The 14855-nt window shown below is 73.1% G+C and carries 11 protein-coding genes; 8 read left to right on the top strand and 3 right to left on the bottom strand.

Annotated features, from left to right (window positions below; all coding sequences use genetic code 11):
* Positions 1–54: 54 nt before the first annotated feature.
* The 4 genes from ACFYOB_RS23165 to ACFYOB_RS23150 all read left to right on the top strand — a co-directional run bounded on the left by ACFYOB_RS23165 (position 55) and on the right by ACFYOB_RS23150 (position 7913).
* Positions 55–2589 (top strand): protein kinase, encoded by a 2535-nt coding sequence (locus ACFYOB_RS23165; protein ID WP_388562307.1) that lies wholly within the window; start codon positions 55–57, stop codon positions 2587–2589.
* A gap of 125 nt (positions 2590–2714) precedes the next feature.
* Positions 2715–4379, top strand: coding sequence for a protein kinase (locus tag ACFYOB_RS23160; protein ID WP_388562305.1), 1665 nt, complete (start codon positions 2715–2717; stop codon positions 4377–4379).
* A 93-nt stretch (positions 4380–4472) separates the two neighbouring features.
* Positions 4473–6101, top strand: a complete 1629-nt coding sequence (locus ACFYOB_RS23155) for a succinic semialdehyde dehydrogenase (RefSeq protein WP_388562303.1) — start codon at positions 4473–4475, stop codon at positions 6099–6101.
* 9 nt (positions 6102–6110) lie between these two features.
* Positions 6111–7913 (top strand): GMC oxidoreductase, encoded by a 1803-nt coding sequence (locus tag ACFYOB_RS23150; RefSeq protein ID WP_388562301.1) that lies wholly within the window; start codon positions 6111–6113, stop codon positions 7911–7913.
* A gap of 488 nt (positions 7914–8401) precedes the next feature.
* Here ACFYOB_RS23150 and ACFYOB_RS23145 read toward each other — a convergent pair whose 3' ends face one another.
* The gene (locus tag ACFYOB_RS23145) at positions 8402–8665 is read right to left on the bottom strand and encodes a chorismate mutase (RefSeq protein WP_328927204.1); all 264 of its coding nucleotides are present in this window, start codon (positions 8663–8665) and stop codon (positions 8402–8404) included.
* Positions 8666–8959: 294 nt separating this feature from the next.
* On the opposite strand from ACFYOB_RS23145, the gene guaA reads away from it, so the two are divergent.
* From guaA to ACFYOB_RS23125, 4 genes are all read left to right on the top strand, one after another.
* Positions 8960–10546, top strand: a complete 1587-nt coding sequence (gene guaA / locus ACFYOB_RS23140) for a glutamine-hydrolyzing GMP synthase (protein WP_388562298.1) — start codon at positions 8960–8962, stop codon at positions 10544–10546.
* 112 nt (positions 10547–10658) lie between these two features.
* Positions 10659–11426, top strand: a complete 768-nt coding sequence (locus ACFYOB_RS23135; RefSeq protein ID WP_388562296.1) for a class II aldolase/adducin family protein — start codon at positions 10659–10661, stop codon at positions 11424–11426.
* Between the two features lie 102 nt (positions 11427–11528).
* A complete protein-coding gene (locus ACFYOB_RS23130) occupies positions 11529–12785 on the top strand; it encodes a hypothetical protein (protein WP_388562294.1) in 1257 nt (418 codons plus the stop codon).
* A 19-nt stretch (positions 12786–12804) separates the two neighbouring features.
* Positions 12805–13317, top strand: a complete 513-nt coding sequence (locus ACFYOB_RS23125) for a DoxX family protein (protein WP_388562292.1) — start codon at positions 12805–12807, stop codon at positions 13315–13317.
* On the opposite strand, the gene ACFYOB_RS23120 is transcribed toward ACFYOB_RS23125, so the two are convergent.
* Together ACFYOB_RS23120 and ACFYOB_RS23115 are read right to left on the bottom strand one after the other, a co-directional pair.
* Entirely contained in the window at positions 13263–13487 is a 225-nt protein-coding gene (locus tag ACFYOB_RS23120; protein WP_388562290.1) for a hypothetical protein, read from the bottom strand. The two genes, ACFYOB_RS23125 and ACFYOB_RS23120, sit on opposite strands and share 55 nt — an antisense overlap.
* A complete protein-coding gene (locus ACFYOB_RS23115) occupies positions 13474–14802 on the bottom strand; it encodes a PspC domain-containing protein (protein WP_388562288.1) in 1329 nt (442 codons plus the stop codon). The genes ACFYOB_RS23120 and ACFYOB_RS23115 overlap by 14 nt, the downstream gene beginning before the upstream one ends.
* Positions 14803–14855 lie beyond the last annotated feature (53 nt).

Raw genomic sequence — 14855 nt, 5'->3', positions numbered from 1 at the left:
GACGTATCGTGGCAGCGGGGCCACGGGGACCCCACCGCACTCGGGGGAGGCGATGTGGAGGACTACGCGGGCCGGATCCTGGCTCACCGCTACCGTCTGCCGCTCCCGCCGTCGGACGAGTACGAACTGGTGGAGACCCGGGCCTTCGACACCCGGAGCGGGCAGGAAGTCCTGGTGCGGCAGGTGCCGTTGCCGGAGGTCGTGGACGCCGAGCTGCTGGACGGGCAGCGGGCCGTTCCGGCGGCGGGGAGCCGCGCTCCGGGCGACCTGCCGGCCGTGCGGCGCGCGATCGAGGCGGCGCAGGCCGCTGCCTCCATCCCCGACCATCCCCGGCTGGACCAGGTCTTCGACGTGTTCGCCGAGGACGGGTCGCTGTGGATAGTGAGCGAACTGGTCCCGGCCAGGCCGCTGGCGGCGCTGATAGCCGATGAACCGCTGAGCCCCTACCGGGCGGCGGAAGTGGCCTCGGACGTGCTGACCGCGCTGCGGGTGCTGCACGCGCACGGCTGGACCCACCGGAACATCACCGTGCGGACGGTGCTCGTCTGCGACGACGGCCGGGTCGTGCTGACCGGCCTCGCGGCCGGTGCGGCGGAGGAGGCCCTCTGCGGGTACGACCCCGTCCCGGGCACCGCCGAAGGCGAGACCTCCGGCGGCGGCGCGGGGTGGGGCGGTCCGCACACCCCGGCGGCTCGGGAGACCGGGCCGGGTGAAGGATTCGGCCGCGGGACCGTCGCGGGTACGGGGTCCGTCGGCCCCGAGCTGCCCGACGCCGCATACGCGCCGCTGGTGGCTCCTGGGTACGACACCGGGCCGCGGTACACCGATCACATCACCCCCGTACGCCCCCAGGAGCGGCCCGACCACGACGCCGCCGCGCGCGCCGGTGCCATCGCCGCGTACCGGGCCGGGGCGCGGGCGGCCGCCGCCAAGGTCGGCGAGCAGCGCAAGGCCGGGCCCGTGGTCGTGCCGGAGCCGAGGCCGCAGGGGTCGACCCTCCCGCAGGGGTACTCGTACCCGTACGGCGGCCCGGAGACCGGCGCCGCCGCCTGGCACGGGGCCACCCCCCGCCGCCCGGCCCTCGCCCCCCCCGACCGGGCGCCCGAGCCGGAGCCCGCACCCACCTCGGAGCCCGCGCCCGCCCTGGAGCCCGCGCCCGGCCTGGAGCCCGCGCCCGGCCTGGAGCCCGCGCCCGGCCTGGAGCCCGCGCCCGGCCTGGAGCCCGCGCCCGGCCTGGAGCCCGCGCCCGTTCTGGAGCCCGCGCCCGCCCTGGAGCCCGGGTCGCAGCCGCCCGTGCTCCCCGCCCAGCTCGCGCTCCCGCAGGGCTACCGCCAGGCCGACACCGCACCGGCGCGACCGCAGCCGCAGGCGGGCCCCGGCTCAGGCTCCGGTTCCGGCTGGACCGGGCCCCGGAGCGGGCTGGACGCCGAGCGGGCGCGCCAGACACGGATGGCCGTCGTCGGAGCCGTCACCGAACGGTGGGCCCCCGAGCAGGCCGGTCCCGTGCACGGGCACTGGCACTTGGCGCCCCCCATCGGGCCCGCCACCGACCTCTGGGCGCTCGGCGCGCTGCTGTACCGCGCCGTCCAGGGCCACGCCCCGTACCCCGAGGAAAGCGTCGCCGAGCTCGTCGAGATGGTCTGCGCCGAGCCGCCCGCCTTCGCGGAGGAGTGCGGCGCGCTCCGCCCGGTCGTGGAGTCGCTGCTGCGTCAGGACCCGGAAGAGCGGCCCGATTTCGAGGAGCTGCGCGGCTGGCTGCGCTCGCTCGTACGCTCCGCACCCGAGCCCGAGGCCGGCTTCGCCTTGCTCCCGATGCCGGAGCCGGATCCCGCGCGGCTGCCCGTCGTACGCCGCCGTGGCGAACTCCACGGGCGCCACCGCAATCCCGCGGCCCCCCGGGGGCCCCGATCCCTGGGCCGGACCCTGCTCGTCGGCATCCTGGTCCTGCTCGCCGGGGCCGTGGCGTACGCGATGCTGTTCATGCCCCGGTCCGCCGAACCGGGGGAACAGGGCAGCGGCGCGCAGACAACGCCCAAGCAGAGCCCGTCCCAGGTGCCCAGCGGAACCCCTGAGTCCAAGACCGCGCCCCAGACCACCACGCCGCCCGCCACCGCTCCGACGGCCGCGCCGGCCCCCGCCCCGGCCGGTTACACCACCCAGCAGGACCCGGAGCACTTCGAGATCGCGGTCCCCGACGGCTGGGAGCGCCGCGGCATCAACGAAGCCGGCCAGGTGCGCTACACCGGGGGGCAGTTCACCCTGACCGTCGTCCCCGGCCGGGACAAGGTCGAGGGGAACCCGGACCCGGCGGCGTACCAGAAGGACAAGCAGCAGGAGCTGGCCCCGTACCGGAGCTCCACCTGGTCCACCGTCGGCGACGTCAAGACCACCAAGGTCGGGCAGCAACTGCGTGCCACGGGCCGCTACACGTGGATCGACGGCACCGGCCGCAACGTCTTCGCCCGCAACTTCGTCGTCGCGCTCGGCGGCAGCTACCACGTCGTGATGGTGACGGGCCCGGAGGACGAACAGAGCAAGGTCACCGAAGTCTTCGAGAAGGCCACGGCGAGTTACAAGTCGGGGGGTTGAGGGGAGCCTGACGGGCGGTCAGTACGGCGATTGCGTCACAGTGCCGCCTTTCGGCGGCCGGGCGGTTCCGACAGCCCCTGTGGGCTCCGTAATCTGGCCTGAAGTGCAGAGAGCGGCGGGGTTTCGTGGAACAGCAGACAGGTGGGGGCGCCGTGCTGGCGGGCCGGTATCGGCTCGTCGAGCCGATCGGCCGCGGCGGCATGGGCAAGGTGTGGCGCGCGCATGACGAGCTGCTCCACAGGACCGTCGCCGTCAAGGAACTGACGGCGGGTCTGTACGTGGCCCAGGCCGACCGGGACGTCATGCACGCCCGGACGCAGAAGGAGGCCCGGGCCGCGGCCCGGATCCAGCATCCGGCGGTCGTCACCGTCCACGACGTGCTGGAGCACGACGACCGGCCGTGGATCGTCATGGAGTACATCGACGGACCCTCGCTCGCGGACGCGGCCAAGGCGGCCGGGCGCATCGAGCCCCGTGAGGCTGCCAGGATCGGGCTGCACGTGCTGGGCGCGCTGCGCGCCGCGCACGCGGTGGGCGTACTGCACCGGGACGTGAAGCCGGGCAACGTGCTGCTCGCCAAGGACGGCCGGGTGCTGCTCACGGACTTCGGGATCGCCGCGATCGAGGGCGACTCGTCCATCACGCGAACCGGCGAGATCGTCGGCTCCATCGACTACCTGGCCCCCGAGCGGGTCACCGGCGCGACCCCCGGCACGGCCTCCGACCTGTGGTCGCTGGGCGCCACCCTGTACACGGCGGTGGAGGCGCGCTCGCCGTTCCGCCGCACCTCGCCGATCTCCAGCCTCCAGGCCGTGGTGAACGACGAACCGCCGGCGCCGCGCCAGGCCGGTGCGCTGGGGCCGGTCATCACCGCCCTGCTGCGCAAGGATCCGGCGGAGCGGCCGACGGCCGAGGACGCCGAGCGGATGCTGATCGAGGCGATGGAGGGCCGGGCGCCGAAGGCCGCTCAGGCGTACGTGCCGACGCGCGCGGTGACTTCGCAGGAACTCGCTCCGGCCCAGGAGCGGCCGCAGGAGGCGGCCCCGCAGGCGGACGTCGCGCAGACGGCCCCGCTGCCGGAACCGCCGGCCACTTCGGCCTCGACCCCGACCGTGCCCGAGACCGTATCCGCCCCCGCCCGCCCGGCCCCGGGCCGGCTCAAGCGTGCCGCGGCGGTCGCCCTGGTGGCGGCGCTGCTCGGCGGCGGCGGTGTCTTCGGGGTGCTGAAGCTCACCGGTGACTCGGACAAGGGCGGCGGCTCGGACAAGAACGCGAGCGCCCCCGACCAGCAGGGCGACGAGGACACCACGTCGTCGGACGAGGCCGACGTCGTGCCGGCCGGCTGGACCGAGGTCACCGACCCGACGGGCTTCGCCCTCTTCGTCCCGGAGGGCTGGAAGCGTCAGATGGACGGCAACCAGATCGACTACACCCCGGACAACGGGAAGCACTTCATCCGGATCGCCGCCGACTCCACCCCGGACTACGCGAACCCGTACGAGCACCTGGTCGACCTGGAGAAGCAGGTGGCGAAGCGGACGGACTACAAGAAGCAGCGGCTGAACCAGAACACCTTCCGCGACACCGTCCGGGCCGCGCTGTGGGAGTTCAGCTGGACCGAGAAAGGGACGCAGGCGGGACCGCGCCGAGCCATCGAGCAGATGTACATCGCCCCGGACGGCACCGAGTACGCGATCTACATGTCGAGCCCCGCCGCCGACTGGGACACGACCCGCCAGCAGTTCGACATCGTGCTCAGCGGCTGGGCTCCACCCGCCAAGAAGCCCTGATCACGTCATCCTGCCAGCGATCACTGGCGGAAATGGCAAAATCAGGTTACCGACGGGTACCCAAAGGCTGCCGGGCGCAATACGCTCACCGCCATGACGGACTCGCAGGCCCCGGCCCCCCTCCGCACCGCACCGGAACCCACCAACCCGGTCGCCCCGGCCCCGGCCGGCGCCCGCACCGCCGCCGACGTGGTGACCCCCGACCTCATCGCCCGCCTCACCCGCGGGGTGATCGGCTCCGGCCGCACCGCCAACCACACCCCCTTCACCGGGGACCGGCTGGCCGAGCTCCCCGAGGCCACCCCCGAGGACGTCGCCGAGGCGTTCGGCCGGGCCCGCGCCGCCCAGCCCGCCTGGGCCGCCCTCCCCGTACGCAAGCGGGCCGCGGTCCTGCTCCGCTTCCACGACCTGGTCCTCGCCCGGCAGGCCGAGGTCCTCGACCTCATCCAGCTGGAGACCGGCAAGGCCCGCCTGCACGCCCACGAAGAGGTCCAGGCGGTCGCCGTCTCCGCCCGCCACTACGGCCGCAAGGCCCCCTCGTACCTGCGCCCCAAGGGCCACACGGGCGCGATGCCCACCCTCACCAAGGTCACCGAGCTGCGCCAGCCGCGCGGGGTCGTCGGCCAGATCGCGCCCTGGAACTACCCGCTGGAGCTCTCCGTCGGCGACGCCCTGCCCGCCTTCGCGGCGGGCAACGCGCTCGTCATGAAGCCCGACACCGAGACCGCCCTGACCGCCCTGTGGGCGCGCGACCTGCTGATCGAGGCCGGCCTGCCCGCCGAGGTCTTCCAGATCGTCCTCGGTGAGGGCCCCGTCGTCGGCCCCGAGGTGGTCCGGCACGCCGACTACGTCTCCTTCACCGGCTCCACCCGCACCGGCCGCGAGGTCGCCCGGGGCGCGGCCGACCGCCTCGTCGGCGTCACTCTGGAGCTGGGCGGCAAGAACGCGATGCTCGTCCTGCACGACGCCGACATAGAGAAAGCGGCGGCGGGCGCCGTACGCGCCTGCTTCTCCTCCGCCGGCCAGCTGTGCATTTCCATCGAGCGGCTCTACGTCCACGCCTCGATCGCCGACGCGTTCGTGGCCCGCTTCGCCGCCCGGACGAAGGCGATGCGCCTCGGCAAGTCCCTCGCCTACGGCGCCGACATGGGATCGCTCGTCGGCGAGCGCCAGCTGGAGACCGTACAGCGGCACGTGGACGAGGCCGTCGCCAAGGGCGCCACGCTCGTCGCGGGCGGCACCGCCCGCCCCGACATCGGCCCCCTCTTCTACGAGCCCACCATCCTCGACGGCGTCGAGGCACCCATGGCGGTGTGCGGCGAGGAGACCTTCGGCCCGGTCGTCTCCATCTACCGCTTCACCGACGAGGACCAGGCGATCGCGGACGCCAACGCCACCGCCTACGGCCTGAACTCCAGCGTCTGGACCAAGGACTCCCGCCGCGGCCACGCGGTCGCCGCCCGCCTGCGCACCGGCACCGTCAACATCAACGAGGGCTACGCCCCCGCCTACGGCAGCGCCCAGGCACCCATGGGCGGCATGAAGGACTCCGGTCTCGGCCGCCGCCACGGCTCCGAGGGCATCCTCAAGTACACCGAGGCCCAGACCGTCGCCCACCAGCGGCTGCTGCCGATGGCGCCCTCGCTGGGCATGGACGACGAGAAGTACGCGGCGTTCATGACCCGCAGCCTCAAGGTCATGAAGGCTCTCCGACTGCGCTAAGGGGTACCCGTGTCGCACGACGACGCATACGACGACGCATACGACTACGACGTCATCGTCATCGGATCGGGCTTCGGGGGGTCGGTCTCCGCCCTGCGCCTCACCGAGAAGGGCTACCGGGTCGGCGTCCTGGAGGCAGGCCGCCGGTTCACCCGCGAGAGCCTGCCCAAGAACAGCTGGGACCTGCGGAACTACCTGTGGGCCCCGGCCCTCGGGCTGTACGGGATCCAGCGGATCCACCTGCTCGGCAATGTCATGGTGCTCGCGGGCGCCGGCGTGGGCGGCGGCTCGCTCAACTACGCCAACACCCTGTACGTGCCGCCCACGGCCTTCTTCGAGGACCGGCAGTGGGCTTCGATCACAGACTGGCAGGACGAGCTCACCCCGTACTACGACCAGGCCAAGCGGATGCTCGGCGTGCGGCTCAACCCGACGATGACCCCCTCCGACGTCCACCTGAAGGCCGCCGCCGAGAAGATGGGCGTCGGGGACTCCTTCCACATGGCCCCGGTCGGCGTCTTCTTCGGCGACGGCTCGGACGCCGGGGGCGGCTGCGAGGCCCGCCCCGGCCAGGAGGTCCCCGACCCGTACTTCGGCGGCGCCGGGCCCGCCCGCAAGGCCTGCACCGAGTGCGGCGAGTGCATGACCGGTTGCCGTCACGGCGCGAAGAACACCCTGAACGAGAACTACCTGCACCTCGCCGAGCGCGCGGGCGCCGTCATCCACCCCATGACCACGGTCACCGCGCTCTCCGAACACCCCGAGGGCGGCTACCGGGTCCGTACCGTCCCCACCGACGGCCGCCGCTCCGGCAGGGCCAAGGTGCTGCGCGCCCGGTACGTGGTCGTCGCGGCGGGCACGTACGGCACCCAGACCCTGCTGCACACGATGAAGGACCTGGGCGAGCTGCCGAAGATCTCGGACAGGCTCGGCGACCTGACCCGGACCAACTCGGAAGGCCTGGTCGGCGCGCAGACGGACGACCGCCGCTACCGCAAACGGCACGGAGCCGACCGGCGGGCCGACTTCACCCGGGGCGTGGCGATCACCTCTTCGGTGCACCCCAACGACGACACCCACATCGAGCCCGTCCGCTACGGCAAGGGCTCCAACGCCATGGGGTTCATGACCGTCCTCCAGGTGCCCTACGCCAAGCACCGGGTCCGGGCGTGGTTCGCCCGCACCGCCCGCCATCCGCTGCAGCTGGTCCGCTCGCTCTCCAACCGTCGCTGGTCGGAGCGGACGATCATCGGTCTGGTGATGCAGTCGCTGGACAACTCCCTGACGACCTACCGCAAGCCCGGCGGGATCGGGAAGGGCCTGCTGACCGCCCGCCAGGGCCACGGCGCCCCGAACCCGGTGCAGATCGCGGAGGCCACCCAGGCCGCGACGCTGCTCGCCGAGGAGATCAACGGCTTCCCCGGCAGCAACGTCGGCGAGCTGATGGGGACCCCGCTGACCGCGCACTTCCTCGGCGGCTGCCCGATCGGCGCCTCCGCGGGGGAGGGCGTGGTGGACCCGTACCACCGGCTCTACGGGCACCCGGGGATCTCGGTGGTGGACGGTTCGGCGGTCTCCGCGAACCTCGGGGTCAACCCGTCGCTGACGATCACGGCGCAGGCCGAGCGGGCGATGTCGTACTGGCCGAACAAGGGCGAGCAGGACCCGCGGCCGGAGCAGGGGGAGGGTTACGTGCGCCTCGCGGCGGTGGAGCCGGTCCGGCCGGCCGTCCCGAAGGAGGCCTTCGGTGCGCTGCGGCTGCCGTTCCTGGCGGTCCCGGAAGTCCCGCCGAAGGCCGCGGACCCGGCCTGACAACCGGGTCGGTACCGCGCTCCCCCTCCGAGCGCGGTACCCACCGCGGTACATGAGTGACAGGCGGTCGGTACGGATGGTTGTACCGGAATCACGCAGCCCGGGCTGTGGTGTCGATCACACAGCGAAATGTGCATGTGCTACGTGAGGGATCCCAAGGGGCCGGGGGGCTCGCGAGCGGAACGCGGAACGCGGAACGCCGACGCGGAACCCCGAACCCCGGACACGGAACGCGGAACGCCGAACGGCCGGCCCGGGGCGTCCCCTGGGCCGGCCGTCCTTCGCGGGGTGACCGGGCTGCTGTCCCCTGCCGTCCGGTCACGCGGGGGAGCGAGGTCCCACGACGCACGCTCCACGGGGCGTGCGTCTCATCGCTCCGGCGGAGCCACGCGTGGTGTTGCGGTCGTTCCGCGCCTGGCTGGCGCGGACATCCTCACCAACGAAGGGCCCTGGGGGCGGTCACGGGCCGGACGAGTGACGAACACCCGTCAGACTCGGCCCCGGCACAGCTCCAGCAGCGTCATGGCCAGGGTCGTGCCGGGCTTTCCGAGGGCGTCGCTCCAGTGCGAGAGCACCTCCATCTCGCGCGACAGGTGCACCCGGCGGCCGCCGGAGGTGATCCGGGCCTCCTGGATGACCGTCGAGACGGCCATGCGTTCCTGGATCAGGCCGATGATCCGGTCGTCGAGGGCGTCGATGCGGGCGCGGGAGTCGGCGATCAGCTGTTCGGGGGTGGTGGTGATCGTGTTCATGTCGGTCTCCTGTCGGGTGGGGCCCACAGGCCGGAGAACGCGAGAGCGCCCCGGTCCTGTCGGACCGGGGCGCTCTGGGAAGTCAGCGGCTCAAGCGAGCATCACGATGACCCATGGCGACCGGACCGGCCGGTGCCATAGGTAAAGAGGAAGCTCAGCTGCTTGCGCATGAAGGGGATTATTGCCTTCCGTCCCCCTCCCGGCCAACCGGGTTCGGATGGTGAGACGAATAGGGGGGTGCGTCCCCCGTTAGAATTGACAAAACAGCCACCTCTTCCGCCGGAAGGCCGCCCCGTGCCAGAAGCACCCTCCGCCGCCCACGACAGCGCCCCGGACACGGTTCTCGTCGTCGACTTCGGCGCCCAGTACGCCCAGCTCATCGCCCGCCGCGTCCGCGAGGCACGGGTCTACAGCGAGATCGTGCCGAGCTCGATGCCCGTCGACGAGATGCTGGCCAAGAACCCCAAGGCGATCATCCTCTCCGGCGGCCCGTCCTCCGTGTACGAGGAGGGTGCCCCGCAGCTCGACCGCTCCCTGTTCGAGGCCGGTGTCCCCGTCTTCGGCATGTGCTACGGCTTCCAGCTGATGGCGACCACCCTCGGCGGCAAGGTCGACAACACCGGCGCCCGCGAATACGGCCGCACCCCGCTGGCCGTCTCCAAGGCCGGCTCCACCCTCTTCGAGGGCACGCCCGAGCAGCAGTCGGTGTGGATGTCCCACGGGGACGCCTGCTCCGCCGCCCCCGAGGGCTTCACCGTCACCGCGTCGACCGACGTCGTCCCGGTCGCGGCCTTCGAGAACGACGAGAAGAAGCTGTACGGGGTCCAGTACCACCCCGAGGTCATGCACTCCACGCACGGCCAGCAGGTCCTGGAGCACTTCCTCTACCGCGGCGCCGGCCTGGCCCCCAGCTGGACCACCGGCAACATCGTCGAGGAGCAGATCGCCGCGATCCGCGAGCAGGTCGGCGACAAGCGCGCCATCTGCGGCCTGTCCGGCGGCGTGGACTCCGCGGTCGCGGCAGCGCTCGTGCAGAAGGCCATCGGCTCGCAGCTGACCTGCGTGTACGTCGACCACGGCCTGATGCGCAAGGGCGAGACCGAGCAGGTCGAGAAGGACTTCGTCGCCGCCACCGGCGTGCAGCTGAAGGTCGTCGACGCGCAGGAGCGGTTCCTGACCGCGCTGGCCGGGGTCTCCGACCCGGAGACCAAGCGCAAGATCATCGGCCGCGAGTTCATCCGCGTCTTCGAGCAGGCCCAGCTGGAGATCCTCCAGGAGGACGGCCCCGCGGTCGCCTTCCTCGTGCAGGGCACCCTGTACCCGGACGTGGTCGAGTCCGGCGGCGGCACCGGCACCGCGAACATCAAGTCCCACCACAACGTGGGCGGTCTTCCCGACGACATCGAGTTCGAGCTCGTCGAGCCGCTGCGCCAGCTGTTCAAGGACGAGGTCCGGATGGTCGGCCAAGAGCTCGGTCTGCCCGAGGAAATCGTCCAGCGCCAGCCCTTCCCCGGCCCCGGCCTCGGCATCCGCATCGTCGGTGAGGTCACCAAGGAGCGCCTGGACCTGCTGCGCGAGGCCGACGCGATCGCCCGCCACGAGCTCACCGCGGCCGGCCTGGACCGCGAGATCTGGCAGTGCCCGGTCGTCCTGCTCGCGGACGTCCGCAGCGTCGGCGTCCAGGGCGACGGCCGCACCTACGGCCACCCGATCGTGCTGCGCCCCGTCTCCTCCGAGGACGCGATGACCGCGGACTGGACGCGCCTGCCGTACGAGGTGCTCGCGCGGATCTCCACCCGCATCACCAACGAGGTGCCGGACGTGAACCGTGTGGTCCTGGACTGCACGAGCAAGCCCCCGGGCACCATCGAGTGGGAGTAGTCCCCACCGCGTTCATCGAAGCCGCCGCTCCCCGGGGAGCGGCGGCTTCGCCGTTCCTCTGGCCACTTGGCGGCCCCGCCGGTAGCTTGCGCCGCGACCAGGAGGAGGGGCCATGCCGGACCAGTTCGTACCCGCTCCCGTGCCGGTGGACCGGCTGCGGTTCGAGATGCCGCCCGAGCACACGGACCCGGCCGAGGAGCGCGCGTACCGCAAGGAGCGGCTCGCCGGAGCCCTGCGGCTGTTCGCGCGCCTCGGGTACGAGGACGGGGTCGCCGGGCACGTCACCGCGCGGGACCCGGAGTTCGAGGACTGCTACTGGGTGAACCCCTTCGGCCGGGCGTTGGCCGGTCTGGGCCCCGACGACCTGCTGCTGGTCGACGGCGGCGGGCGGGTGCTCCAGGGGGAGCGGCGGGTCAACCAGCTGGCCCTCGCCGTGCACGCAGCCGTGCACCGGGCGCGCCCCGAGGCGGTGGCCGTCGTGCGTACGCCGGCCCCGTACGGCCGCGCCCTCGCCTGCCTCGGTGAACTGCTCGCCCCCGTCACCCACGAGGCCTGCGCCTTCTACGAGGACCACGCGCTCCTCGACGAGTGGGCCGGCCCGGAGGACGGCGCGCGGATCAGCCGCGCGCTCGGCCCGTACAAGGCGCTCATCCTGCGAAACCAGGGGCTGCTGACGGTCGGCGATTCGGTGGACGCGGCCGCGTGGTGGTTCATCGCGGCGGAGCGGGCCGCACAGGTCCAGCTGATCGCCCGGGCGGCCGGAAAGCCGGTGCTCATCGACCACCACCGTGCAGTGGCCGCGCGCGAGCGGTTCGGCGGCGATCTGGCCGCCTGGGTCAGCTATCAACCGCTGTGGCAGACAGTGGCGTCAACATCATGAACCGTTAATCACCTGCTCTGACATCGTGCGCAATCCGGAACACTGCCGCAGTGGTGCACAATTCGCTGGCACTGCACCGTTGTTCAGAGAGGCGGCACGCACGTGGCTGTCCAAGAGATCTCCCGAAGTACCCATACCGCCGCCTGCACCTGCGAGGAGTGCGTGCGGGTAGGGCACCGCCGCGCCGTCGCCGCCTTCCTGGAGAAGCGCGACGAGTTCGCCGCGGGGCAGGGGGTGCCGGCCGCCGTGGCCCACTCCCTCGGAGCGTCCCGCCAGTGGGTCTCCGACGAGCTGACCCTGTCGGCCCGCAGCGTCGCCGACCGCAGCCGGGAGGCGGGGAGCTCCTGGCTGTACCTGTTCTCGCGGCGGGCCGTGCTCGCCGTGTGGATCGCCGCCGGGGTCCTGCTCCTCGTCCAGGTCGGCACCGCGCTCGGCACCGGCTGGTCCACGGCCCGCACCGCCGGACTGCTGACGGCCCTGGCGCTGGCCGGGCTGCTCACCGTCGCGGCCCGCCCCCAGTCGGTGCGCGGCGGACTCCTCGCCCCGATCGTCGGCGAGGACAACCGGCTGTCCACCTCCAAGACGGTGCCCAGCGCCTGGGTGGTGCTGACGGCGTTCGCCGCGCTGCTGCCCGCGCTGCGGCTGGCGGCCTCGTCGCCCGGCCCGGAGCGGCAGGCGCTGTACGCGGGGCTGGCGCTGGACCGGGCGCTGCCGCTGCTGGCGGTGGTCTCGCTGACCTCCGTCGTGGCCGTGCTGGTGCGCCGGGTGGTCTCCGTACGGATCATGGGCCAGCGGCTGCAGAAGCTGCCCGCCGACCGGCCGCGCGGGGTGGACCTGCTTACGGACGACGCCGGGCGCGGCAGCTTCCCGGACGCGCAGTACGTGCTCGTCTCGACGGTGGTGCTGGCCTACGCGGCGGCGTCGCTGGCCCGGTTCCCCGACCGGCTGCCGCGGCTCCCGTGGGCGCTGGCCCTGCTGATGGCCCTGTCGGCCGCGGTGTACCTGGCGGCCAAGTACGCGGAGGGCACCCGCCCGCTGGTGCTGTCGGTGGTGCGCAGACGCGAGCCCGGGGACCTGGACGCGGCCGTCCGCCCCGGGGACGACATCGAGATCCGGGGGGTGGGCTTCGTGCCGCCCGGGGCTCAGACGCCGGAGATGCTGGCCCGGCTGGTGGTGCGGATCGGGGCGGTCCACGTGCACGTGCCGCTGGTTCCGGTGGCGGGCGGGTTCACCAATCCCTCCGACGCCGTGCTGACCGTGCCGGTCCCGGCGGAAGTGGAACCGGGGCGCGTCGAGATCCAGGTGGTCACCGCAGCGGGAGTGGAATCCAACCGCTGCACCATCGACGTGGCCGAGTGATCGGGGTACACATGCCCCCATGACCCGAACTGATGTCTCGGCTGTCCTCCCGCCGAAGCGCTCCTCGCTGAAGGAGTCGGCGGCCCGGCACGCCCTGCTGCCCCTGCGGATCTTCCTCGGCGTGACCTTCGTCTACGCGGGTCTGGACAAGCTGACCGATTCCGCGTTCCTCTCCGCCTCCGGCGCGGGCTCCATCGGCGAGCTGATGCGCGGGGTGCGCGACACCTCCGCCGTCCCCGCCCTCGTGGACCTGGCGCTGAAGGACCCCGTCGGCTTCGCGGTGGCCCTGGCCATCGGGGAGATCCTGGTGGGCCTCGGGGTGCTGGCCGGCCTGCTGACGCGAGTCGCGGCCGTGGGCGGAGCGCTGATCTCGCTCAGCCTGTGGCTCACGGTGTCGTGGGCGGTGACCCCGTACTACTACGGCAACGACCTGATCTACCTGATGGCCTGGACCCCGCTGATCCTCGCCGGGGCGCCCTACCTGTCCCTCGACTCGGTGATCCGATCGCGCTGGTCCCGGCGTACGGCGTAGGTCACCATCCCCACGAGCGCCGCGAGCGAGAGCCCGCCCAGCGAGATCGGGACGACGACGAACCACGGCACGTCGGCCTCGCCGCTGCTGTCGAGCAGGTACAGCACGCCCGCCACCAGCAGGGCCAGCCCCGCGATCAGCCGCCCCGGCTGGAACTCATGACGCCGCACGGGCCACCTCCACCTGTCCCACACCCGCGTTCAGGTGCAGCTTGATCGTCCCGCCGGCCTCGGTGCCGGCGGGCGGCGGCAGGGTCTCCTGCTGGTGCTCGCCGCCGGCGCGGATCCGTACGTCCTGGCTCGTGTCCCCGGGCATCCGGATGTCGCCCAGCTCGATCGTGACGTCGGCCTCGGCCGTCACCTCCCGGGGCACGATCACCTTGAGCCGGCCCGCGTCGAGGGAAGCGGCGACGGCCAGGGTGGTGCCCTTCGGCACGTCCAGCCGGCTGAGGTCCAAGGTGGCGAAGCCGGTGCCCGCCCCGTACACGGGCCGTACGTCGGCCACCGCGGCCGGACGCCACTCGGTCTCCCGCCAGTCGGTGCCGATCTCCCGGGGCAGCACGGCCGCGACCGCGAGCAGCCCCGAGGTCAGCAGGGCCAGCAGGACCGTGCCGAAGCCGGTCCGCCCCAGCAGGGAACTGACCGCGAGGCCCAGGCCGAAGACGGCCAGCGCGGCGGCGAACCCGGTCTGCAGGGCCTCGCCCAGCGGGTGGCCCTCCCAGGTGACCGCGGCGGCGACGATCCCGGCGATCAGCGCCAGCACGAAGACCCGGCCGCCGATCCCGCCGCGCGGGCGGGCAGCGACGGCGGGCGCCTTCGCGGCCTTCCTCGGAGCTCCGGCGGTGCGCACCGCGTCGGCGGTGTCGTCCGGCCCCCACAGGTACCCCGTGGAGCCGACCGGGCCCGTTGTGCCGTCCTTGACCAGCGGGTCCCGCCACCACGACGGGGCGCCCGGGGCGGGCGGAGCCTTCGTCTCCGGCGGGGCGGGCGAGTGCGCGTCGGGGGCCTGAGCCTCCGGGGGCTGGACGAGGCGCCGCCGCTGCGACCAGTAGGAGGCACCGCCCAGCGCCAGGATGACCAGCACCGAGAAGACCGCGAGGCCGCCGTTGTCCAGCATCGACAGGAACAGCGCGCAGCCCACCAGGGCGGCGAACACCGCCGCGAGCGTGGCGCCCTCGACCCGGCCGGTCAGCATCTTCTTCGCTTCGCTGTCGTCCTCGCCCTCCAGGGGGAGCAGCAGCCAGGCGAACCCGTAGAAGATCAGCCCGACGCCGCCCGTGACGGCGAGGACACCGAGGACGATCCGGAAGACCACCGGGTCCAGGTCGAAGTACCGGCCCAGGCCTCCGCACACGCCCGCGAGGACCTTGTCGCGCTTGCTGCGGCGCAGGGGAGGCCGGGCGTCGGGGGACTGGGGTGCCCCGGGATCCTCCCCCGGGCTTCGTCCGGGGGTACCCCCGGGCGGGGCGTCGTGTACTTCGGTCATGGGTCCATGGTGACGGTCCCCGGCCCCCGGTGGCATCGGGCCCGACCCTGGCA

Source organism: Streptomyces sp. NPDC006463 (assembly GCF_042870715.1).
Lineage (GTDB): Bacteria > Actinomycetota > Actinomycetes > Streptomycetales > Streptomycetaceae > Streptomyces.
Note: the sequence above shows the minus strand (reverse complement) of the source record. Positions and strands in the feature narration are given on the sequence as shown.

Coding starts and splice junctions, on each gene's coding strand:
- ACFYOB_RS23155 (WP_388562303.1), top strand. CDS start 4,473: ATGACGGACTCGCAGGCCCCGGCCCCCCTCCGCACCGCACCGGAACCC.
- ACFYOB_RS23145 (WP_328927204.1), bottom strand. CDS start 8,665: ATGAACACGATCACCACCACCCCCGAACAGCTGATCGCCGACTCCCGC.
- ACFYOB_RS23135 (WP_388562296.1), top strand. CDS start 10,659: ATGCCGGACCAGTTCGTACCCGCTCCCGTGCCGGTGGACCGGCTGCGG.
- ACFYOB_RS23125 (WP_388562292.1), top strand. CDS start 12,805: ATGACCCGAACTGATGTCTCGGCTGTCCTCCCGCCGAAGCGCTCCTCG.
- ACFYOB_RS23115 (WP_388562288.1), bottom strand. CDS start 14,802: ATGACCGAAGTACACGACGCCCCGCCCGGGGGTACCCCCGGACGAAGC.